This window comes from Mesorhizobium sp. WSM4904, assembly GCF_029674545.1.
Taxonomy (GTDB): Bacteria; Pseudomonadota; Alphaproteobacteria; order Rhizobiales; family Rhizobiaceae; genus Mesorhizobium.
On the sequence record NZ_CP121354.1, the window covers coordinates 1341758 to 1363883 of the forward strand.

Annotated in this window: 17 protein-coding genes and 1 pseudogene; 13 read left to right on the forward strand and 5 right to left on the reverse strand. The window is 58.2% G+C overall.

What is annotated here, in order from left to right; translation table 11 throughout:
* Positions 1–550: 550 nt before the first annotated feature.
* The 4 genes from QAZ47_RS06340 to ectB all read right to left on the reverse strand — a co-directional run bounded on the left by QAZ47_RS06340 (position 551) and on the right by ectB (position 4695).
* A complete protein-coding gene (locus QAZ47_RS06340; RefSeq protein WP_224571101.1) occupies positions 551–1018 on the reverse strand; it encodes a transporter substrate-binding domain-containing protein in 468 nt (155 codons plus the stop codon).
* Positions 996–1364: a GNAT family N-acetyltransferase gene (locus tag QAZ47_RS06345; protein WP_063169352.1), complete on the reverse strand. Its 369-nt coding sequence runs from the start codon at positions 1362–1364 to the stop codon at positions 996–998. The genes QAZ47_RS06340 and QAZ47_RS06345 overlap by 23 nt, the downstream gene beginning before the upstream one ends.
* Before the next feature lie 328 nt (positions 1365–1692).
* Entirely contained in the window at positions 1693–3153 is a 1461-nt protein-coding gene (locus QAZ47_RS06350) for an aldehyde dehydrogenase family protein (protein ID WP_063169351.1), read from the reverse strand.
* Between the two features lie 225 nt (positions 3154–3378).
* The gene (ectB, locus tag QAZ47_RS06355) at positions 3379–4695 is read right to left on the reverse strand and encodes a diaminobutyrate--2-oxoglutarate transaminase (RefSeq protein ID WP_063169350.1); all 1317 of its coding nucleotides are present in this window, start codon (positions 4693–4695) and stop codon (positions 3379–3381) included.
* A 621-nt stretch (positions 4696–5316) separates the two neighbouring features.
* Here ectB and QAZ47_RS06360 point away from each other — a divergent pair.
* The 8 genes from QAZ47_RS06360 to QAZ47_RS06395 all read left to right on the forward strand — a co-directional run bounded on the left by QAZ47_RS06360 (position 5317) and on the right by QAZ47_RS06395 (position 14454).
* Complete coding sequence (locus tag QAZ47_RS06360) at positions 5317–5781, forward strand: Lrp/AsnC family transcriptional regulator (protein WP_063169349.1); 465 nt, start codon at positions 5317–5319, stop codon at positions 5779–5781.
* A gap of 523 nt (positions 5782–6304) precedes the next feature.
* Positions 6305–7942, forward strand: a complete 1638-nt coding sequence (locus QAZ47_RS06365; protein WP_244514238.1) for a GMC family oxidoreductase — start codon at positions 6305–6307, stop codon at positions 7940–7942.
* Positions 7943–8712: 770 nt separating this feature from the next.
* Positions 8713–9834, forward strand: a complete 1122-nt coding sequence (locus tag QAZ47_RS06370; RefSeq protein ID WP_063169347.1) for an alpha/beta hydrolase — start codon at positions 8713–8715, stop codon at positions 9832–9834.
* 224 nt (positions 9835–10058) lie between these two features.
* Complete coding sequence (gene ehuB / locus QAZ47_RS06375; RefSeq protein ID WP_082826582.1) at positions 10059–10931, forward strand: ectoine/hydroxyectoine ABC transporter substrate-binding protein EhuB; 873 nt, start codon at positions 10059–10061, stop codon at positions 10929–10931.
* 59 nt (positions 10932–10990) lie between these two features.
* Positions 10991–11662 carry an ectoine/hydroxyectoine ABC transporter permease subunit EhuC gene (gene ehuC, locus QAZ47_RS06380; protein ID WP_063169346.1) on the forward strand — a complete coding sequence of 224 codons (672 nt, stop codon included), beginning with the start codon at positions 10991–10993 and terminating at the stop codon, positions 11660–11662.
* Positions 11659–12327: an ectoine/hydroxyectoine ABC transporter permease subunit EhuD gene (gene ehuD, locus QAZ47_RS06385; protein WP_063169345.1), complete on the forward strand. Its 669-nt coding sequence runs from the start codon at positions 11659–11661 to the stop codon at positions 12325–12327. Before ehuC ends, ehuD begins: the two co-directional genes overlap by 4 nt.
* A gap of 119 nt (positions 12328–12446) precedes the next feature.
* Positions 12447–13223, forward strand: a complete 777-nt coding sequence (gene ehuA, locus QAZ47_RS06390) for an ectoine/hydroxyectoine ABC transporter ATP-binding protein EhuA (protein WP_063170381.1) — start codon at positions 12447–12449, stop codon at positions 13221–13223.
* Between the two features lie 562 nt (positions 13224–13785).
* A complete protein-coding gene (locus QAZ47_RS06395; protein ID WP_176477193.1) occupies positions 13786–14454 on the forward strand; it encodes a hypothetical protein in 669 nt (222 codons plus the stop codon).
* Positions 14455–14702: 248 nt separating this feature from the next.
* On the opposite strand, the pseudogene QAZ47_RS06400 reads toward QAZ47_RS06395, so the two are convergent.
* A pseudogene (locus QAZ47_RS06400) lies at positions 14703–15773 on the reverse strand (IS5 family transposase).
* A gap of 715 nt (positions 15774–16488) precedes the next feature.
* Here QAZ47_RS06400 and QAZ47_RS06405 point away from each other — a divergent pair.
* Genes QAZ47_RS06405 through QAZ47_RS06425 form a run of 5 tightly spaced genes read left to right on the forward strand, consistent with a single transcriptional unit; the run spans position 16489 to position 22084 of the window.
* Positions 16489–18168, forward strand: a complete 1680-nt coding sequence (locus QAZ47_RS06405) for an ABC transporter substrate-binding protein (RefSeq protein ID WP_063170379.1) — start codon at positions 16489–16491, stop codon at positions 18166–18168.
* Complete coding sequence (locus QAZ47_RS06410; RefSeq protein ID WP_063169344.1) at positions 18165–19154, forward strand: ABC transporter permease; 990 nt, start codon at positions 18165–18167, stop codon at positions 19152–19154. Before QAZ47_RS06405 ends, QAZ47_RS06410 begins: the two co-directional genes overlap by 4 nt.
* The gene (locus tag QAZ47_RS06415) at positions 19151–20083 is read left to right on the forward strand and encodes an ABC transporter permease (RefSeq protein WP_063169343.1); all 933 of its coding nucleotides are present in this window, start codon (positions 19151–19153) and stop codon (positions 20081–20083) included. The genes QAZ47_RS06410 and QAZ47_RS06415 overlap by 4 nt, the downstream gene beginning before the upstream one ends.
* Positions 20080–21090 (forward strand): ABC transporter ATP-binding protein, encoded by a 1011-nt coding sequence (locus tag QAZ47_RS06420; RefSeq protein WP_063169342.1) that lies wholly within the window; start codon positions 20080–20082, stop codon positions 21088–21090. The genes QAZ47_RS06415 and QAZ47_RS06420 overlap by 4 nt, the downstream gene beginning before the upstream one ends.
* Entirely contained in the window at positions 21083–22084 is a 1002-nt protein-coding gene (locus QAZ47_RS06425; protein ID WP_063169341.1) for an ABC transporter ATP-binding protein, read from the forward strand. Before QAZ47_RS06420 ends, QAZ47_RS06425 begins: the two co-directional genes overlap by 8 nt.
* Positions 22085–22126 lie beyond the last annotated feature (42 nt).

The window sequence follows — 22126 nt, forward strand, 5'->3', positions numbered from 1 at the left end:
TGTTCGTCACAAATCTTGCGCAATTGAGAAAGGTCGCCCGGGCGTACAACTCTGATTTCCACAGTATTCTCCTGCTTCTCGTTCCGGCACACGTCAGGGGATTTGCTTGCGCAGTTGCCTGATGTGGCAGGTGAGCCAGCCCGCATATTGGCCGTCGTATTGTGGGCCGCGACGCTCACATGTGCGCACCCGATGAAGTGTAGATGTGTTTGTTTCAGGCAATGAGGCGCGTCTTGTGAGCACCGCCACGGTGGACCTGAAATCGCCTCACAGACGCTTGCCCACTGAACACGTCCCCGCCATGACCGGGGACGTGTTAAGGCACATTGCCTTCAGCCTCTGCAGAGGTCAGCGGTCTTGCTGCCGTCCGCAGGTTGTCTTTGCCGTAGCCGTATTTGCCGAATACTGCCATCATTTCGCCAGAGCCAACATAGTCCTGCATACGGCATTGAACGCGTCGACCGCAGCCTGCTCGTTGAGCTCGAAGGCGATAGCAGGATAGTTGGCTGGCGCGATGAACGAATCGGCCAGCTCAAGGCTGTGGTCCTTCTTAACAAGTCCAGTCGCTGTAAAGTAGTCGAGGGCACCGGCGGCGGCGCGACAGCCTGTCCGCCGGCGGTCCGGCGACCTGCATGATTTTGTCGTCGGCGATGCCTGACTTTTTCGCGTCCTGGACCGCGGTGTAGCCTGTATCACTGACGAAGGTGAGTCCCTTGTCACGCACATCCTCATAAGAATGCAGCCCTTCCGGGTTGCCCTTAGGCACCAGCAGTGCGCCTCTCTCCGTAGCGATCGGTTCGCTGAACAGCACGTTGCGGCAGCGCTCCGGCTTGATCCACATGCCGGCCGTGATGAAGTCGAAGCGGCTAGCCTGCAGGCCGGGGACAAGTGAGCCCCATTCGGTTACGACCGGCTCGATTCTATTCTCGTGTTTTTGCGCGACGCACGCAAATGCCAGACAATCCGATCCCCAAATTAATTCCCAGCACCGCAGGTTATTTGGTGTCCGCTTTTTCAACGAGACGCTCCATGAGCGTGCTGTAGGCGACAAAACCGGTGTGAGACCAGAAGGTCTTGCGGCCAGGATTGGTCTCCAGCACGTCGAGGAAAATCCTTGATTTGTTGTGGAAACGAGACCGAATAAGCAGCTCAAGGGTCCTGCAGCCAATCTCCGAACGTCGGTGTTGGCAGCTGACGTAGAATTGCCTCAAAAAGACGCGTTGCCCACTCGGCTCCGCATTGTCTGGCTCCAAACGATGAGTGGCGAGGCCCACAATCTCGCCGTTCTGGCTGAAGAGGTCGACCATCCAAATTTCGCGATTCACCAACTGAATAAACCGCTCCTTGAGTTCTGAAACCGTCATCGGGGTTTCGATGCTTCTCGGCCTCGATCAACTCGCGGTTCAACATTGCCAACTTGTCGAAATCTTCGGCGGCAGCTCTGCGAATCTCAATTGTCTCTGAAGCACTGTGATCCTCTCCTGACCCATGCGACCCACGCAGCGGGCTAGGCAATGCGCTCCTACATGTCCGTGGTGGGTAAAGCCCGTCCGCAGCCAAAAATCCTATGATTAGAGTTGTTCTCGATGACCTCCGATACGGATTCTCTCGCCGGGCTTATTTCGATTTGGTCGAGGTCATTGAATCCTGCATCGCCCGACAGCCGCGCCGTCGGTAGGGATCAGCAAGCGTTCAATTTCCAGATGGTGGCTGCGAGAGGCGGATACCAACGTTTCTCGTCTGAACGTAGCCGTCCAGCGCTTCCTGACCCTTCTCCCTGCCGTAGCCGGACTGGTTTATCCCACCGAACGGTGTTTCCACCCCGCCCACATACCACCCATTCACGTACACTTGACCGGCCCAAAGGCGGTCGGCGGTCCAGAGGGCCCGGTCAATATCCCGCGTGAACACGCCCGCTGCCAGACCGTGAACGGTGTCGTTCGCGAGATTGACGGCCATTCCCGGATTATCGAACGTGGTAACGGCAAGAACAGGACCGAATACTTCTTGCTGGAAGAGATTGCTGTCTCGCGCGACATCGGCAAACACCGTGGCCGCCATAAAGTAACCGCTCCGCTCCGAAAGCGCAGTCCCGCCGGTTACGAGTCGCGCGCCCTGCGAGAGGGCCGTCTGGCAGGCCCGCTCAACTCCTTGTCGTTGGTTTCGGGAGATCAACGGGGTGATGTCGCAGTTTTCGCGTCCTGGACCGACCGACAGTCCTTCGACGCAGACCCTCACTCTTTCCACCAGTTTGTCTGCAATAGAACGTTCCACAATAAGACGTGTAAGGTTGTTGCAATTCTGGCCTGCATTCAGAAAGGTCCCGACGCGTACCGCTTCCACAACGCAGTCGAGGTCGGCATCGGAATACACAACTGCAGCCGACTTTCCGCCCAGTTCCATTATGCAGGGCACGATCCGATCCGCTGCCGTCTTGAGCACCGTCCGCCCAGTAGTAATCGAGCCCGTGAAGACGATGTGGCGAACGTCGGGATGTTCGATCAGCGCCTGGCCTGCCGTTTGGCCGTATCCAGTGAGCACGTTGACCGCTCCGGCAGGCAGCCCCGCTGTCTCACAGGCACGCGCAAGTTCAACTCCGGAAAGGGGAGCTAGTTCCGGCGACTTCACCACGACTGAGTTGCCGGTTGCGATGGCGCAGGCCAGCGAGCGGGCCGTCAGTTCAAGTGGACCATTCCACGGAACGATCTGGGCGGACACGCCGAAGGGACTTCTGACTGTGTAGTTGACCAGGTTGGCCCCGCGCGGGATCGAGCGCCCTTCAAGTTTGTCGGCCAAGCCACCATAGTATCGCAGGTATCTGATGGCGGTCTGAACCTCGCCATCGGCAAGTTCCAATGCCTTCCCCGTCTCCGCGCAGTTAATGGCTGCGATCTCGTCGAAACGCGCTTCAAGGGCGTCGGCAACGCGAAACAACATGCGACCGCGATCATACGGATGCATGTCTATCAGCACGCGGTCGCGAAAAACGCGGTGAGCAGCAGTAACGGCAAGCTCGATGTCTTGGGGTCCTGCTTCAGCTACGACAGCAATCGTTTCGGCGCTCGCCGGGTCATCGACCTCGATGCGTGTGCCGGACACAGAATCCCGCCACTCGCCATCGATATAATTTTTGACTACGTCGTTGCTGGCCATCCAGTCCTCTTTCTTATCGCTCGATTTTCTTCGAATTGGCGCAGCGACAGTGGTCGGCGCCGCAGGAAGAACGGCAACCGTGGTATCGGTCCGGCAGTGAAAGCCCTAGTCTGCCGTTCAGCCGCTCCGAGTTCGCCCACTGCCACATGCCACGGAACGGCCTTCCCGTTCCGTGACTGCGAGCGGCCCGATTTTGGACCTGCTAGTGGCCCGGTGCTTTGTCGGCTAGCGAGCCGCGCCTCCACCGTCGAGGGTAGTCGCTACTGCGCCAATGCTGTCGCGAATGATGGACAGACCACGCCGAAGGTCAGCCTCGGCGATGGTGAGGGCAGTCATGAACTTAAGCACCTCACCGTATGAGCCGGCGATCTCGATCACCAAGCCCCGACGAAAAGCCTCCTGGGAGACCAGACCTGGCAAGGAGTGGTGCTTCGGTGAAACGAGTCCGTACATCAGACCGCGGCCTCGCACGCTCAGGCCGAGGGTGGGGAATTCCTCGGTAATCGCGTTGAGTTCTTGGACCAAGATCGCAGACTTGCGAGCGATCTCATCCTCGAACTTGGAGTCGGACCAGTAAGCTTCGAGGGCCGCACGAGCAGTGACGAAAGCATAGTTGTTGCCTCTGAAGGTCCCGGTGTGTGCGCCCGGGGCCCAGACATCAAGTTCAGGCTTGATGAGAATAAGGGCCATTGGGGTTCCGATCGCCGACAAAGATTTGGACAGGGTAACGATGTCCGGCACAATTGCAGCCGCTTCGAAACTGAAGAAACTGCCCGCGCGACCGACCCCGGCCTGGATGTCATCGAGGATCATCAAGATTCCGTGCCGCGACGTTAGCTCGCGCAGCCGTTGCAGCCAAGTAACGCTCGCAGCATTGATGCCGCCTTCACCTTGGATCCCTTCCAGGATCACCGCGGCAGGTTTGTCGAGGCCACTGTTGGGGTCATTGAGAAGCTTTTCGAAGTAATCGATTGTGTCAACTGACGCCCCCAGGTAGCCTTCGTATGGCAACGATGTCACATGGGCGAGGGGAAACCCGGCAGCGGCCCGGTGCTCCTTGTTTCCCATCGCTGCCAATGCTCCAGCGCTTTCCCCATGGAACGAGTTGGTAAACGAGACGATGTTCGATCTCCCGGTCACCTGGCGAGCCAGTTTTAGACTCGCTTCGACCGCGTTCGTACCTGTGGGGCCGGGAAACTGTAATTTGTATGTCAGACCACGAGGCTTGAGAATGTATCGCTCGAAAGCTTCGATGAAGGCTTTCTTGGCCGTCGTGGCAAGGTCCAGCCCATGCACAATTCCGTCGCGCTCGATATAATCCAGCAGCGCCTTCTTGATGACGGGGTTGTTGTGCCCATAATTCAAAACGCCTGCACCGGCGAAAAAGTCGAGATATTCCCGACCGTCTGCAGCGATGAGAGTGGTCCCGACTCCGCGATCGAATAGGGCGGGGAAGGCGCGGACGTAGCTGCGCACCTCAGACTCCAGGCGATTGAAAACCGCGAGACCTGCATCCATTTCAGGTGCGAATTGCTTGCTCATAGGCGAACTCCTCAATCTGAAGCCTGCAAAGCCAGGCCTCTTCTGCTTTATGAAGTGGCGTGTAGGTGCCGTTGTGAGACAATAGCGCGCTACATTGGGCGCCTTGCGCAAATTCTGAGCGGCGGGATGCAGTAATTATGCGAAATTGCCGGCAGGTTGCATAAGGCCGGCGGTTTGTGTGGCTGCGGTGACGATTTTTCCCAACCACCTCAAGACGGCTGCATTTGATGCAGCAACCGGGGCAGGCGAACCTAGCGCTCGATTCCCTATACACAGATGAGACTCTTGGCAGCGTGAGCCAACGAATGGAAGCCGAAGCGCGGAAATAGAGGTCCCCCCTATCATCATCGTCCAGTCGGCTTAGCGTTTAAGTTCCGAGACGTTTCCTCGGCCGAACTGGGCGCAAGGCCTCGGCTTTTGACCGTCGGCTGCCATTGTCAGTTGGGCGATGGTGGACAGCACTCTTCGGCCAATGGCTATAACTGACGTCGAGGACGATAGCCGACTTTGGTCCCATGCCTGGCCTGATCGTTTGGGCTTCCGTCTGCGCGGGGTTGAGGCTACAGTCGAGTGCATATCGCAGTTTTTCTGCGCAAATTGCAGCTATTCCGGAGAATGACCATGGAATTGGATCGGATAGATCTGAAAATCTTAAGCGCTGTTCAGCGCAACAATCGCCAAACAACGGAAGAATTGGGCCAACTGGCCGGTATATCGCCCACGGCCTGTCAGCGGCGATTGAAGCAGTTGCGACAAATTGGCGTAATTGAGGCTGATGTTGCAATCGTGTCGCCTGAGGCGGTGGGCAGGTCCCTGATGATGCTGGTCTTGGTCGACATTGAGCGCTATCGTTCCGACGTCATCGATCGCTTCAAGCAGTCTCTACAGAAGGCGCCTGAAGTAATGAGCGCGTATGCGGTCACCGGTAACGCCGATTTCGTTCTCCTTCTCTCCGTGCGTGACTTGGCAGAGTACGACGCATTCTCGAGGCGTTTCTTCTTTGATAGCCCGGCTGTTAGAAATTACAGCACGATGATTGTGATGGATCGCACGAAGGTAACCTTGGCGGTGCCAATCGATGTATAGAACGCGCAATCTTACGCGCATTCAACAACTGGTTGATCCGATTCACCGATGACTGGCGCAAGGGTCAGCCGCCTTGCCCGCCGGCCATGATTGGGACGGGAGTTTTCGTACCGCTAAAGCGGCGATGGAGCGCAAGGCGAAGCATCATTCTGCTCCTTACAACGGCCTCGTCAGCGCGATGCTGCAAAAGCACTTCTGGACCTACCGGGCTGCATTCTGATGTATCTCGCGATAGGTTTGTCCCCTTCAGTCGCGATGCGCTTTGTCCACTTAAGTCACGACGCTCCGGCATCGCCTTCAGCCCTGATGGACTGCTGGCAAGGTCATGTTTAAACGTTCCGCCCCGTTGGGAGGCCGCCATAATGCGAATCTCTTAAGAATGCGCTGATTTCCTGCGTCCTGCAAGATAATTGCGCGTTTTTGCTTGCTCGCCGTCTGCTAGATTTTTGCCCGACTCAGACATTTGCGAGTTTGCGTGGTTTTCGATTATATCGTCGTGGGTGGTGGCTCCTCTGGATGCGTGATGGCGAGCAGGCTCTCCGCCTATGGCGCTCGCGTGCTGCTCATTGAAGCTGGCCCTGATACGCCGCCGAATGCCATTCCTGACGACATCCAGGATGGCGACCCAACGCGTGCTTACCTTAATCCCGGTTATCGATGGCAGTCACTCCACGCGACAACGGTGCGAGGTGGCCGCAAGCCTGTCCATTACGAACAGGCGCGCGTCATGGGTGGCGGCTCCAGCATCAATGCCCAAGTCGCCAACCGCGGCGGGCCCGGAGATTACGATGAGTGGGCCTCAAGCGGTGCAACGGGCTGGGGTTGGGAAGACGTGCTGCCCTACTTCCGTCGTCTAGAATGCGATTTGGATTTCGGCGGGGAATTTCATGGCACGAACGGCCCCTTGCCAATCAAACGTGTGCGCCAATCAGACTGGTCGGGCTTCATCCGGGCAATCTCCGATGCTTACGATGCTTTGGGGCTTCATTTCAGGCCAGACTTCAATGGTGCATTCGGTGATGGCTATTCAGTTGTCCCATTGACCAACCGCAATGGTCATCGGGTCTCCTCCGCGATGGCGTACTTACCCGAAACCGTCCGCTCTCGCCGCAATCTAACGATTTTATCCGAAACGACAGTTGCGCGGCTGACCTTTTTGGGAACAACGGTAACGGGGGTCGAGACGGAGAACAAATCGGGCGTGCAATCGTATAGCGCTTCTTGCGTTATCCTGTGCGCAGGAGCACTCCATTCACCCGCCATATTGATGCGCTCCGGGATCGGCCCCGCGAAGGAATTAGTACAATTCGGAATCCCTATCGTTGCAGATTTGAAAGGTGTGGGCCAGAATCTTCAGGAACACCCCACGATTTGCGTTTCGGCCTATTTGAAGCCGGCCGATCGCTTGTCACCCGGCGTGAGCGAATATATTCAGATGCACGCCCGCTACTCGTCGGGTTACGAAGGCTGCCCGTCGACCGATATGGCAATATCGACTGTTGCCAAATCATCCTGGCACCCGCTGGGGAGGCGCCTCGGCACTCTCGCCGTGTGGGTCAATCGCAGCTACTCGACGGGAACTGTGGCGCTCAAGGGTAGTTCGCATAAAATAGAGCCGGAGGTCGATTTCAACTGGTTGAGCGACAAGCGGGACGCCGAGCGCCTCAAGCAGGGCTTTCGCTTCATAGTCCGCCTGCTGCAGCAAGATTCGCTGTCCTCTGTGGCGCTGGACCCGTTTCCGTCAGCGTTGAATGCGCGAGCGAAGCTGGTGAGCAAGGTCACAAGCACAAACTATGCACTCACGTCATTTCTGGCGCTGCTCATGGACGCGTCGCCGCGGCTGCGCCGTGGGCTGATTAGGCGCGTCATAACGGATGGGGATAGCATTTCCGATCTCGTCAACGACGAGAAACATCTGGATCGGTATATTCGCCAGAACGTCATCCCAAGTTGGCATCCGACGTCGACCTGCAGGATGGGGGCAGCCGCGGATCCTGGCGCTGTGACCGATCCGTCGGGACGCGTTCATGGTATTTTGGGTTTGAGGATCGCCGACGCTTCCGTCATGCCATTTTGCCCTCGGGCGAACACAAACATTCCGACGATTATGGTGGCTGAGAAATTGGCCGACACAACCTTGAGAGACGGCAGACGGAGCTAGGCCAGGCGGCATGTACATTCTGCCGGAGCGCTGCCGCAATGTGGTGTTCACCGAGCCGCTTGCTAAGTTCACCGAAGCCCTGCTCATGCCGAATGGCAATCCCAAAAGACCAGCACTCCTTTGACGATATTCGTGATAAGGGCCTAACGCTGGTCACCACCGCCGGTTCCGACACGGTCACGACCGCCAAAGACGCGGGCATTCCGGAGGATCGTGTCATGCAGGTCGCCGGCCAGGCCGAATTCTTGCAGGCAGTGAAGGTCGGCCGCGCGGCGGCGGGGTCGCTAAACTACTTCACGGTAAGGAGCTCGCTGACAAGGTCGACAGCGTTGAAATGGCAGATCCGTTCACCCCGCCGGCTGGGAAGGCCGGCTACCCAAGTCTCGCCTTCCTGCCCAATCAGCAGGCGGTCGATGCCTTCAACGAGGTATTGAATACTTATATCGGCTCCGACCAAATGATGCAGTCGGTCAAAATACGGCTACACCAAAATCAATCTGCCGGACGGCACCAAGACCGGCGACCTGTGCAAGGGTTGAAATCTTGCGGGGAATGCCACCCATGCACCTAAAAGGCTCCCGGCCGCAGTGGCTGGGCGACGACAGAGCAAAGTGACAAGACGCGAGGCTCCGGGGTGCCGATTTCCGGTATTCAGACGAGATAGTTCGGCAACGTGGCATGTGAGGCTGCTACGCTCAGGAGTGAGCAATGGCAGTCCATCTCGCATGTCGCAATGCCGACCTGATGCCCCTCCTTTTGCCGAGGAACCGATGATCACCAAGCATCGCGTATCGGTTGATGGTGTCGAGACATCGTACTGCGAGAACGGAGCTGGTAGGCCGATTGTTTTCCTGCAGGGGGCGGGCTTCCGTGCAGAGGCTAAGAGTTCCTTTGTTCGGCAGCTGAACGGGCTATCCGATCAATTTACGGTAGTAGCGATTGATCAACTCCATTTTGGGGGAACGGATTATCCTGCTGACTGCAAATACATTAACCGGCTCGGTCGTGTGAATCATGTAATTAGCTTCCTCCAACAACTGGGTTTGAAGCAGATCACGCTAGTCGGCCATTCAGAAGGATCATTCGTCGACGCGCGGGTCGCGATCGTGCGTCCCGATCTTGTTTCTAAGCTTGTCCTGCTGACCGCTAACTCCGTGTCGCCGGCGTTCGGAGATGACCGTGACGAAGCTTGGCTGGAGGCCTGCCGGCAGGCTTACGGCTGTTCCGGCCCGATGCCGAGCGAAGAGGAATACATCACCGCACGGCGGAAAAGCTGCCGCGCCCACGGGCAGGATGTGGAATGCGCCGAGCGAGAAGCCTATCGGCGGGCCGCGGCTCGGGGACAATGGGAGATCTGGCAGAGATTGCCGGAAGACGAGACAAACCTGCATCGTTATCCACTGCTGCAGCAGAAGTATATCTTCCCCTACCTTGATCAGCTTCAGGCCCAGACGTTGATCATCTGGTCCAAGAACGACCCTACCGCGACGCCGGAGCAAGGGATCAACCTGGCGAAGCTGATCAGGAATTCAGATTTCCATCTGCTCAATAATGCCGGCGATTCCGTCCAGGTTGATCCGGAGCGAAGCCGTGAACAGACTCATCCGTCAATGGCACGAATGATCAACTGTGACGGGAACAATGCTCGGGCCAGCGTCTCCGAGGCGAATCTCTCAGCGGCGTGTCGCATACGACGAACTTGTGCCCTGCCATGGCAACAAGGGCATAGCCCAGGCGGTGGCGCCCATCCAACCGGGCAGGGCAGGAGTCATGCAAGACGTGGTGTGCCTCAGTTGGCCATACCACAGCTCGCGATTGTTCACTTCCAACGAACCACGGGGATGACGGAAATGTGCGTATGCACCCAAAAATCACCGAATTTCTGCGAATAACTTGCATTTCTCGCACAAAGCACCACAGCTGCGCTGCTACGCTCACGAAGCATGCACAAGTGGCGTAGCAAAGGATCGACTGGAGGAATCTATACCTAAGTGGGGACCCTGCAGCTCACACGATGATGGGAACCGCCGGACTACAAGCTCAACAAATGATGCAATGGTCTTTTCCCGAGGCATATCGGGAGACCATCGGCGATGCGAAAACGGAGGACTAACCAGTGGTCAAGTGGAAACTCGACGAATGCTTTAAGGCTGCAATCTTGAAGAGGATTGCCGCGCTCGGCCTGGCGGCGATGACAATCTCGTCCTTTGCCGGTTCGGCCTCGGCGGAGTCGCTGCTCGATAAGATTAAGAACGGAGAAACGATCCGTCTTGGCTTCACCAATGAGCCTCCCAGTGCCTATCCTGGTGCGAACAACGAGCCGCTTGGCCTGGTCAATGTGATGACACTGGACGTTCTGAGAAAGATGGGAACGACCAAAATCGAGCCGGTCGTAACCGATTGGGGTTCCCTTGTCCCGGGCCTCCAGGCTGGTCGCTTTGACATCATCACGGGCGGCATGTGGATTAAGCCGGAGCGGTGCCGCAACGTCCTGTTCAGCGAACCGATCGCATCGAGCAATGATTCGATGATCGTGCCGAAGGGCAATCCGGAAGCGCTGCATTCCCTCCATGACGCTCAGAAGAAGGGGCTTACCCTGGCCATCATGACGGGTACCACCGCAGTCGAGCAGGCGAAGAAATTAGGTTTCCCTGACGACAAGGTTATGCAGGTCGCCGGACCGCCCGAGGTCGTACAGGCTGTAAAGGCCGGCCGCGCCGCTGCCGGCTCGCTCTATAGTCTGAACGCGACGACTCTTGCCGAGCAGGATCCCAGCATTGAGGTGGCTGACCCGTATACCCCGCCGGGACCGAATGAACATCCCGCCATAGCCTTCCCGCTCAGCGAACAGGCTGCGGTAGACGCGTTCAATGCTGTGTTGAAAGACTATATTGGCTCTGACGAAATGATGGCCGCGGTCGGCAAATATGGTTACACCAAACGCGATCTCCCGGATGGCAGCAAGACCGCTGATCTTTGCAAGGGCTGAAGCTATGCGTCTGACCGCTCCCCGGCCCTTGGCCGGTAGGCGGTCAGTGGGGAGGGCATATGAGTAAGGTCGATCTCAGCTTTATCTTTGCCGTGCTCACCAAGGGCGTCATGACTACGGTCATCGTCACTCTTGGCGCCTGCGTCGTAGCGATCGTCCTTGGGCTTTTCGTGGGCCTGACCCGAGTCTCTCCCCGTCGGCAGTTGCGCTGGTTCAGTATCGCCTACATCGAATTCTTCCGCGGGACGTCCATGCTGGTTCAGCTCTACTGGTGGTTCTTTGTATTGCCGATTTTCGGTATTTTCCTGTCGCCGTGGACTGTCGGAATTTTGGGGATCGGAATGAATGCCTCTGGCTACGCAGCCGAGTATGTCCGCGCCGCCATTCAGGCCGTTGATAGGGGCCAGTATGAGGCATCTACAGCGCTCAATTTTTCGCGGCTCACCATGATGCGGCGTATTATCCTCCCACAGGCAATGCGCGCCATGCTGCCGACCTGGGGTAACATGCTCATCGATGTGCTTAAGGGTAGCTCGCTCGTCTTCTTCATCACCATTCCCGAATTTACTAGCGCCGCCAAGCAGGCGGCCGACGCAACTGGCGATTATATGCTGTTCTTTGCGGTTGCACTATTCGGTTATTACATCATCGCGCGCGCCCTCATCACTCCTTTCGTGCGCTGGCTGGAACGCCGCGTCTCGCGCGGTTTCGTTCGGGAGCAGGTGGCTTGAAGATCTGGGATTGGTCTTACGTATGGGAGGCTTTCCCATATCTCTATCAGGGAGCGATCGTCACCATTGAGGCTACGCTGCTCGGGTTTGCGATCGCGCTGATATTGGGTCTTGTCTTCGCGATGATTCGCCAGTCGCCAAACCGCTACGTCTCGACCACCATGGCGGAGATCGTGGAGTTTATCCGTTCAACGCCCTTGCTGCTGCAGTTGTTCTTTGTCTATTTCGTTGGTCCGCAGATCGGAATCTTCATTCCTGCCTGGACGGCGGGAGTTGGCGTGCTGGGGATCCACTATGCAGCCTATTGTTCCGAAGTCTTCCGCGGCGGCATCGAGAATGTGGATGGCGGCCAGTGGGAGGCCTGTACGGCACTAAACCTTTCGCGAACGCGGACCTGGCGAACAATCATTCTGCCGCAGGCGATCCCGCCCATGGTGCCAGCTCTGGGCAATTACTTCATCGGCATGTTCAAGGACACGCCGGTCCTGGCGGCAATCTCGATCTTCGAGATGCTGCAGCAGGCGAAAAATTTCGGGGGCAATAACTATCGATACATAGAAGCGATCACTATGTGCGGCTTCTTCTACTACGTGTTCAGCTTGGTTGCTTCCGCTATCGTGCAGTCGGTCCGCGTCTGGCTCAACCGCCGCTACCATCTGCAATAGGGAGGCCTTATACTATGAGCGAATTTGTGCTTCGCTTCGAGGACGATCTCACGAAGCGCCCTAGGGCATCAGCCAGGCGGGACGAGCTTGACCTCGATATCAGGCGCAGCGAAAAAGTCATGAACGAACCCATAGTTCGCTTCGAGAACGTCACAAAGCGCTACGGCGCGTTGACGGTGCTGGACGAACTCAATCTCGAGATCGCACGCAACGAGAAGGTGTCCATCATTGGTCCGTCCGGCTCGGGCAAGACCACCGTTCTGCGCATGCTGATGACGCTTGAGCACATCAACGGGGGGGTGATATGGGTCGACGGTGAACCGTTGACGCATACGCAGAAGAACGGCCAAATAGTGCCGGCGAGCGAGCGTCATCTCCGTCGCGTGCGTGCCAAGATCGGTATGGTGTTCCAGCACTTTAACCTGTTCCCGCATATGACTGCTCTGCAGAACTGCATGGAGGCGCCGATCTCCGTCCTTGGGCTCTCGAAGAAGGAGGCGGAGGCCCGAGCGGCAGAGCTGCTCGACTTGGTGGGCCTCGGCGACAAGAAGAACCATTTCCCGATCCAGCTTTCCGGGGGCCAGAAGCAACGCGTGGCGATCGCTCGGGCGTTGGCCATGCGGCCCAAGGTGATGCTGTTTGACGAGGTGACATCAGCGCTTGACCCGGAACTGGTTGGAGAGGTGCTCAACGTCATCCGCAAGCTCAGCGCCGAACATGACCTCACAATGCTGATGGTCACGCACCAGATGGGCTTTGCCAAGGAGTTCTCCGATCGCGTGTGCTTCTTTTCTGGCGGTAAGATTGTCGAGCAAGGCCCGCCCAGCCAGCTTTTAGGCAATCCGCAAAACGAGCGAACGCAGCAGTTTCTCAATGCGGTGCTGGAGACGAGGTGAGTTGCGGGTTGTGCCGCTAGTTGAGTTATCCCGTGGGTGGCTTCCGGGCAGGAACTGGTCCGTTCGGAGCAGGCTGCCCTGCGACGAACCTACGCGCGGTTTTTCAGGGCCGGGTTGATGTCGAGGTTACTGCCCCAGTTCATTCAGGACTGCATAACTAGGATCGTCCGGTCCAAGCCCCAGATTGGTCGAGTTAGGTAAATAGCGCTGCCCGTTCGGCAGTTGCGAGCTTGAAGATCTGATGTGCGTTCAATCTGCCATTCAGGGCATCTGGGCTCTGGAAAGTGCCCTAACACGATTGTCTGACGGCGGACGCAAACCCGGTATCCTACAGGCCCGGGGAGGGTCGCACAAGCGTTCTGCGGTTTCCCAGTTTTTACGGCTTTCATGCGAATGCACCAAAACAATGCCGACTTACTGCGCCTGGAAAGGCATGTTTCTCTGAAACAGCCGTTTCGACGCTGTTAAATTCGTGCATTCAGAGAGAACCTGTATCGCGCAGGTGATGGGCATTTGCTGCCGAAATCACCATCTTAGCTGCTTCCAGAAGAAGGATGCTTCCGTGACAACTCAACAAAGGGCCCTCGGAATTATTGGGCTGGAGATCGGACTTCCGCCTCGTGAATTTCCGCCACCGCAACCGGAGTCGGTCTTCAACCCGGCAACTTTCGACTTCCCAATTATAATAGAGACCGCGGCCGGGGCTTTGGAGGAGAGGGTCATTCCCGGTGATGCTTCTCTCGAGCCGGCCTACATTGCAGCTGCCAGGCGGTTGGTCGAGCGCGGAGCAGTCGCGATAACCGGGGACTGCGGGTTCAGTATCCGGTACCAGGCTGCAGTGGCCGCGTCTGTCGAAGTCCCGGTGGCCATGTCGAGCCTGCTACTGGCGCCCACGCTACTCCGGCAGCTTCCAGCTGACGCAAAGCTCGCCGTTGTGGCCGCAGACTCAAGACACTGCGGCAAAGAGCTGCTGGGCATAGATTCATCCGCAGAGGCAAGAGTAGTCATCGGCGGCATTGAAGGTGACGCGTGGCCGGCTGGTGTTGTTGAAATGGAGTCGGAGGTTGCAGCCTGTGTCGCGCGACTTGGCGCCGCACATCCGGGGATTGCCGCCCTCCTATTTGAATGTACATTGTTCCCGATGGTGACGTCAGCAATCCGTCGTAGGACAGGACTGCCCATCTATGACGCCGCGACCCTTTATCGGATGACATTCGCGTCCGTGGCTTGACCGCTTGGAGGCCACTATCCCAAAATATGAGCTCATGTCTGGTATGAGTTGCGGCTCGTTATTGTAACACACGTCCGCATCTTGTCGAATACTCTGTCGAGACTGGATCCTCGATTTCCGAGGTCAGGACGCGGTGCCTGAGATGCAGGTTGGATTTTTGGAACTCGTGCTGGTCGACCGTGATCCAGACGCTAAGCGGCGACCGACTTCGGCCGGAGTTGAAGCAGGGCGATCAAGGGCCACAAAAATCACTTCAGCCACCTGAGCAGGAGGGAGAAGTTGTATCCGGCGGCGGCCAGGACGGCGTTGAGGGCGTCGCCCTGCTGGCCGGCGAGGTAGTTGCGGCCCATGCGGTGTTCGTTCTTGATGTGGCCGATATGACGCTTGCCAGCGTGTGGCCGTCATAGGGATTGCCGGGCAGCGCTTTTGCATGCAGGGCGAACTGGCCGCCCTTGGAGCGCTTCAGCGTGGTGGCCACCGACACCTTCACACCGAACTCGTAGGGCATATGCGCCTTGCCCTTGCCAATGCATTCCACCTCGTGCGCGTGCAGGCTGTAGATCTTGCGGCCGCGCTGGCGCTGGCGTTGCTAGAGAACGGTGGCGGCCTGGTAGAACGGCCATTTGAAGAGCGCGTCCAGCCCCGCATCGCCGGCGATCTGGCGAGAAATGTCGCGAATGGTCCGGCCGAGATAGGTCTTGAGCCTGCGCAGCGCCTTGTTGGCCCGCTTGAACTGCTTGGCGTGGGCATAGCGCTGGTGGCTGATCAGCGCCAGCTGATAGCTCTGGCGCAAATGGAGCTCCTTCCCTCTTGGCCAGCCGCACCAGCCGTTCGCGCGCCCGGTTGATGAGCTTGGCGTCGGTCGGGAACATGACGTTCTTCGGCTGCACGGTTGTGTCGACGATCACCTGGCGCGTGTCGGCCGGCTTCATCGCCCCGGTCTTGACCGCAAGGCTGAGGCTCTCCTGCAACAGCGCCACGATCCGCTCCTCGCCCATGCGGCTGCGCCAGCGCGTCATCGACGAGAGGTCGAACGGCAGCGTATGGCAAAAGAACGTCTCGCCGGTGAGATACTGGAAGTAAGGGTTCTCCACCCAGCGCTCGCACAGCACCTCATCCGACAGGTTGAAGGTGTGCTTGAGGATCGCCAGCCCCGCCATCAGCCGGGTCGGCAGCGGCGGCATGCCGGGGCCGTCCGAATAGACGGCGCCGAAACGCTCCTCCAGCACCGGCCGGTCGATCGCCTGCTTCATGTTGATGATCTGATCGAGCCTGGAGCGGAACAGGTCCTGCTCTCCCGTCTCGCGTGGCTTGGACATTCGCCGTCCCCTCGATTCGCCGCCGCCGAACCGAGTGAATCACGCTCCGCAGCACAAGGGAATCGCAAAACCGAATTGCAGGAAAACAGCGTCCAAATACCGCTAATCCTGCAATTCAAAAGACGCTATCCGCCTCAATCAAAAGGCCAGATCAATGGCTTGCGGATAGTTCACGGTCGACGAGCTGGCGGCCACGCATCAGGCTGGAGATCCATCAGCGTTTACATCGTTTTTCAACGGGCGGCTCAAGCTCCGTGTTGTTGCGCGGCGCGCAGCTTGTCGAACGCCTCTTAGACCGTCGTGTGCCGGAAGAGGATATCCTCTGGAATTTCGGCATCGACATTCCGACATCACACATCCGTGATAAAGGCGTTTGCGGCTCGACGGGACCCTCCAACCCGAGGTCGCGAACAGAACCTGAATGACTGCCTCGTTTGCTATATGCGAATTGTCCGTGGGCGCCGCCAGGAGCTGGAACCGGCCAATCGACTTTAATTCTGGCTAGCTGTGCCCAGAATCGAGAAAAACGCCGGATTCATGCAGGCACAGCGGCCAATTTGCAGGAACCACCCCCCTGGGCACTGCTACTTATCTGGAATGAGGGGACTGTGGAGCTTCCGTCAAAAGGAAGCCAGATGTTCCGGGTTGAGGCCGTAGATCATCGTGGTCGTGTGAACATGAAGTGATGATAAAGCCGGCAAACAGGGAGGATAAAATGAGCCAATACTCATATAATCGTCGTGCGCTTATGAAGGCAATGCTGGCGATTTCGGCGACCCCTTGGGGGATTAACTCGAGGGCGTTCGCCTCGTCGTGCGACGATCGCATCCTGCGAATCGGCGGACTGGGTGGAGGCCCTGATTCGATGAACCCCTTCGCCACTTGGGGCTCCTTTTGGCCCTTGGCTATTTGCTATGATTTCTTGGTCTGCATAGACGCCCAGCGATACGACGATCGAAAGGGCTTTGCCCAATCTTGGTCCGTCGCCGACGACAACCTCACTTGGACCTTCAAGATCTGGCCCGGCATGAAGTGGTCGGACGGCCAGCCTGCTACCGCTAGGGACGCGGCGTTCACTTATAGTTATTTGCACGATTCCATAGGCAAGCCCGACGAGCTAAACGTCGGGTGGAACAGCACCAGCGGTCTTGAGAACGTCGAGTCCATCAAAGCGTTCGACGACGAGACTTTGCAGATCGTGACCAAGTTCCCCGCGACCTGGCCAATAGACAATATCATAATGATCGTTCCCGAGCACATTTGGAAGGACATCAGCTATGCTGACGCACGCGTAACCTTCCGCAACGATCCGCCTTTGGTGGGTACGGGACCTATGATCGTTTCGGAGTTTCACCAGGGCCAGTTTACACGCCTGACGCCGAACCCCTATTTCCGTACGGGGAAGCCCCAAATCGCGGGGGTGATCCTGCGGTCCTTCGATGCCGCCGATCCGATTGCGCAAGGTCTTAAGAGCGGGGAACTCGATTATGGCAACTACCTGACGTCCGCCCAGTGGGCTGATCTCTCGAAGGATCCCGACATTGTAGTCGGTGAATCCCGCATAGCTCAGAAAACCTATCTCGCCTTCAACACCGCTTCGGGAGATGGCGCAGGTAGCACCAAGGCTCTGCAGGATCCGGCGTTTCGCGATGCGCTCGGCTACGCGATCGATCAGAAGGCCATCGTCGATCGAGCCATGCGCGGACACGCCGACCCTGGTGTCGGACTCGCAATGCCGGTGGCGGCCGATTACTATTCAGATCTGAACGACATCAGGCGCCACTTCGATCTCGCCGAAGCCAACCGCCGGCTTGACGCCGCAGGGTACCGGGACACGAACGGCGATGGCATTCGGGAGGACAAGGACGGGAAGAGTTTCCAGCTAGAGCTGGTGTCTGGACCTTCAGCAAATATAGAGATGCCGGTCGCGGCAGTGCAGTTTATCGCTGGCTGGTTGGAGCAAATCGGTATCCCTGTATCGGTGACTCGGCTCGACTCCGGTGCGCTGAGCGCCCGCGCCGCAGCTCCGGCGAAAGGCGGCGGAGGGTGGGATCTGCTCATTTCCGATACCTGGCAAGGCCCAACACCTAAAGACCTGCTCATCTTCGGCAGCAGCAATTCCATCGGCATCAAGAACAAGGCGTACTGGACGAATGCGGAGTTCGACAAACTGTTCGCGGAGGTGCAGGTCACCGTTGACCTCAAGAAAAACCAAAAGCTGGTCGACCAGGCAGCGCGACTAATTTATACTGAAGCGCCTTACATCGTACTATGTTACCCCACCCTGCTCGAAGCCCACCGGAGGGATTGCTTCGAGGGTTGGGGAAAGCAAGGCATCATGTCGATGGACAGCTACTTCCCATTCGATCGCTTGAAGCCGGTGCCCGCGCCGTGAACGGAGGGGGAGGGAGCCGTCACATCCTGCGCATCATCGTCAGGGCCTCTATAACCCTCCTGATGGTGGCAGTCCTGAACTTCATCCTATTCCGAGTTATTCCAGGTGACCCTGCATCTCTTTTGCTTGGCGGGGCGCGCGTCAGCGTCACCGCCGAGCAGATTGAGGCGCAGAACCAACGTTGGGGCCTTGACCGGCCGCTGTTCCCGGACCAGGCGGTCGACTACCTGTCGGCAACACTCCGCGGCGATTTCGGCTACAGCTTCAAGTTCAGGGGCAGGCATGTCGCAGACCTGATAGCGGAACGCCTGCCGGACACCATAGTCCTAGTCGGGGTTGCTCAGATAATGGCAATCGTTATTGGGGTGATGCTTGGGATCTACGCAGGCTGGCGCCGGGGAGGAGCCGGCGACCGTATCGCAACCGGAGCCTCTCTGGCGCTCTATTCTACGCCGGCTTTCTGGCTCGGCATGATCCTGGTGGTAATCTTCAGCACGGCATTGGGTTGGCTCCCGGGCTATGGTGCATACTCGCCCGGCCTGATCACGGGCTCTCTTGGTTCGTTCCTCGACTACCTGCAACATCTCACGCTTCCCGCCACTGCGGTGGCGCTTGGGCTAATCGGCCAGTACGTCGTCGTCGCTCGTGCCGCAATGAGTGACGTACTCACCGAGGATTACATGGTAACCGCACGGGCGAAAGGGCTGACCAACGGTCAAATGCTGATGCGTCATGCATTTCGCAATGCAATGCTACCGGTCGTGACCTTGATCACCCTCAATATTGGCTATGTGGTCGCCGGGGCCATCACTGTCGAAGCCGTTTTCGCCTGGCCGGGTATCGGCGGGCTGACGGTGGAAGCACTCAACGCACGGGACTACCCAGTCCTTCAAGGCATATTCCTGTTGCTTGGCGTTTCAATTGTTCTCGCAAACCTCGTAGCCGATCTTGCCTACAGCCTTCTAGATCCGAGGGTCCGACAATGAGCGACAATATTGTTCGATATTGCCCGCGAGGCCGGGCGCGCGCAATAAAAGGCTTTCTGCGTCAATTTCTCAGCTATGGCGGTGCTCAGGTGGGCCTCGTATGTCTGGTATTCTTTCTTGTTGTGGGAGCGGTCCCCAATATTCTGGCGGGACCGCTCCAGACTGCGATCAATGCAACTGGCGATTTCCTCGCACCCCCATCAGGCGAGCATCTGCTCGGCACGGACGAAATCGGGCGGGACGTGCTCAATCTGGTCCTCCATGGTGCCCGGATCTCGCTTACGATTGCGCTACTCGCGACTGTGATCAGCCTCGTCGTTGGGACTACAATCGGTACGACCGCTGGCTACTATGGTGGCAGGGTCGACGTCTGGCTGATGCGCTTGACAGACTTCTTTTTTGTCATGCCGTCCTTCGTGCTGGCGCTGGTCATTACACCCGTGGTTCTCGAGGTGATGGGGCGCGGTGGAGAAATCCTGGGCTTCCGTCCTTCTCTTTTCGTGATCATTGTCGTTATAGGCATGACAAGCTGGTCCTTTGTTGCACGTATCGTCCGGAGTCAGACACTGTCGCTTAAGGAGCGACCATTCATTGATCGTGCGCGCGTTGCGGGTAGCAGTAATTTCGGCATCATGGTGCGGCACATCCTCCCCAATCTCGTGCCGCAAATCGCAGCCAATGGTGCGCTGGTGGTCGCCAGCGCAATCTATGTCGAGACATCGCTCTCATTCCTTGGACTCGGGGACCCGTTGCAGCCTTCATGGGGCACTTTGCTTTCGCTCGCTCAGCGCGCCGGCGCGGCCAGTGCTGGAGCCTGGTGGTACCTCGGCGCCCCAGGACTGTGCGTACTCACGGTTTCGCTTAGCTTCGTCCTGATTGGCAGTGCCCTTGACGACACGTTCAATCCACGGCGGAGGGTGATCCCATGACCAGCTCCTCCCAGGACAAAACACCGCTTCTGGAAATAGACCGGCTCTCTGTCGATTATGGGCTCAAGGGCGTTTCATTGCGAGCAATCGACGGCGTAAGCTTCGCGCTCCGAGCCGGAGAGGCCGTGGGCCTCGTCGGAGAATCGGGCAGTGGCAAGACCACGACCGCGATGGCGATCGCTGGTCTACTATCACCCAACGCGCGGGTCAGCGGCGGCCAAGTGCGCTATCGTGGCAACCGACTGCCGATCGACGATGATGCGGCGATGCGGCCACATCGCTGGAGCGAAACGTCCGTTGTCTTCCAGGGCGCGATGAACGCACTTAATCCTGTTCACCGCATTATCAAGCAGATCGCCGAGCCATGCATGCTGAAGCTCGGCATGTCGCGGGGCGAGGCGACCAAGCGGGGAAGTGAGTTGCTTCAACTGGTCGGCATCCCGGCGGATCGTGGTTCCGCCTACCCTCACGAGTTGTCGGGCGGAATGCGACAAAGGGTGATGATTGCCATGGCGCTCGCGTGTCGACCTTCGATTATCATTGGTGACGAGCCCACCACAGCGCTCGACGTCATCACTCAGGCTCAGATCCTTAACCTGCTAGGCGACTTGCGATCGCAGTTGAGCCTCGCCCTGATTTTGATCACCCACGACCTTTCTGTGGTGGCTAAGTGTTGTGATCGCGTAATGATCATGTACGCGGGCCGCATCGTCGAGGATGGCACTGTCGCCGAGATTTTCGCCCAGCCCAAACATCCCTACACCCGACAGCTGATCGAATCGATCCCGAACCCAGCGAGCGGCAAAAAGATGATCCGGCCAATACCGGGTGATCCTCCCAACTTGGTGAATCGACCCTCGGGCTGCGCTTTCCATCCGCGTTGCCCGTCGGTCATGGGGGGGTGCGCGACCGAAGTCCCCAGCCTCAATAAGTTCGGGCGGGGACGTGTCGCCTGTCACCTTCACCGGTCCTTGACGCAAGAAGACAAGGTCGCTGTTCATGCCTGACACTGCCGGCATCCTGCGTCTCGAGAGCCTGCAAGTTCATTTTCCTATCCAGGGCGGTCTGTTCGACCGTGTCCTGGGCCGATCTGTCGGCGCCATGCGCGCGGTAGACGGGATCGACCTCAACGTCGGGCGGGGCGAGATCGTCGCCCTGGTCGGCGAATCGGGAAGCGGCAAGACCACTGTGGGCCGCGTCATCACCAAGCTTGCCAAGCCGACTGGCGGCAGAATGCTGTTCGAAGGCCGCGACATGAGGTCGGTAGAGGGCTTCTCGGCTCTACGTCCGTACCGGCGTCGCGTGCAAATGATCTTCCAGGACGCTTATCAGGCCCTCAATCCGCGACACACCGTGTTCGACATCGTGGCGGAGCCGTTGCAGTCCCTGCGGCTGGTCGGTAACGCCACTCAACTCGCCGACCGGGTGAGTGAAGCGCTTGCGGCCGCTGGGCTCAATCCTCCCGGCGATTTCTTCGCCCGCTTCCCGCACGAGCTATCCGGCGGGCAGCGCCAGCGCGTCGTGATTGCAGGAGCGCTTGCCGTCCGGCCGGAACTCATCGTTGCTGATGAACCTGTATCGATGCTCGATGTCTCGATACGCGCTCAGATTCTTCAGGTCCTGGTTGACTTGCGCGACAGGCACAACATGGCGCTGCTGTTCATCACCCACGATTTGCCCCTTGCCTGGCTGATCGCCGACCGGATTGCGGTCTTGTATCTTGGAAAATTGGTCGAGATTGGTAGCGCCGACGAGATCACATTCAACCCTCGCCATCCGTATACCGTCGCCTTGCGCAACGCCACACCGCAGATTGGCGGCAACGCAGGTCGCGCCGAGTTGCCGGCCCTGCAGGGCGAGGTTCCAAGTGCCGCGCGCGTGCCGAAGGGCTGCCGTTTCCATCCTCGTTGCCCGCTTGCCTTCGACCGTTGCAAAGCTGAGGAGCCGCCGGCGATCGAAGTTGGACCACAGCACCTGTCAGCCTGCTGGCTCGCTAAGTGAAAGGCATGCAATCAGCGCCACCCCAATGAGCGTATTCCATCT

Coding starts and splice junctions, on each gene's coding strand:
- QAZ47_RS06345 (WP_063169352.1), bottom strand. CDS start 1,364: ATGACGGTTTCAGAACTCAAGGAGCGGTTTATTCAGTTGGTGAATCGC.
- QAZ47_RS06350 (WP_063169351.1), bottom strand. CDS start 3,153: ATGGCCAGCAACGACGTAGTCAAAAATTATATCGATGGCGAGTGGCGG.
- ectB (WP_063169350.1), bottom strand. CDS start 4,695: ATGAGCAAGCAATTCGCACCTGAAATGGATGCAGGTCTCGCGGTTTTC.
- QAZ47_RS06360 (WP_063169349.1), top strand. CDS start 5,317: ATGGAATTGGATCGGATAGATCTGAAAATCTTAAGCGCTGTTCAGCGC.
- QAZ47_RS06365 (WP_244514238.1), top strand. CDS start 6,305: ATGGCGAGCAGGCTCTCCGCCTATGGCGCTCGCGTGCTGCTCATTGAA.
- QAZ47_RS06370 (WP_063169347.1), top strand. CDS start 8,713: ATGATCACCAAGCATCGCGTATCGGTTGATGGTGTCGAGACATCGTAC.
- ehuC (WP_063169346.1), top strand. CDS start 10,991: ATGAGTAAGGTCGATCTCAGCTTTATCTTTGCCGTGCTCACCAAGGGC.
- ehuA (WP_063170381.1), top strand. CDS start 12,447: ATGAACGAACCCATAGTTCGCTTCGAGAACGTCACAAAGCGCTACGGC.
- QAZ47_RS06405 (WP_063170379.1), top strand. CDS start 16,489: ATGAGCCAATACTCATATAATCGTCGTGCGCTTATGAAGGCAATGCTG.
- QAZ47_RS06415 (WP_063169343.1), top strand. CDS start 19,151: ATGAGCGACAATATTGTTCGATATTGCCCGCGAGGCCGGGCGCGCGCA.
- QAZ47_RS06420 (WP_063169342.1), top strand. CDS start 20,080: ATGACCAGCTCCTCCCAGGACAAAACACCGCTTCTGGAAATAGACCGG.
- QAZ47_RS06425 (WP_063169341.1), top strand. CDS start 21,083: ATGCCTGACACTGCCGGCATCCTGCGTCTCGAGAGCCTGCAAGTTCAT.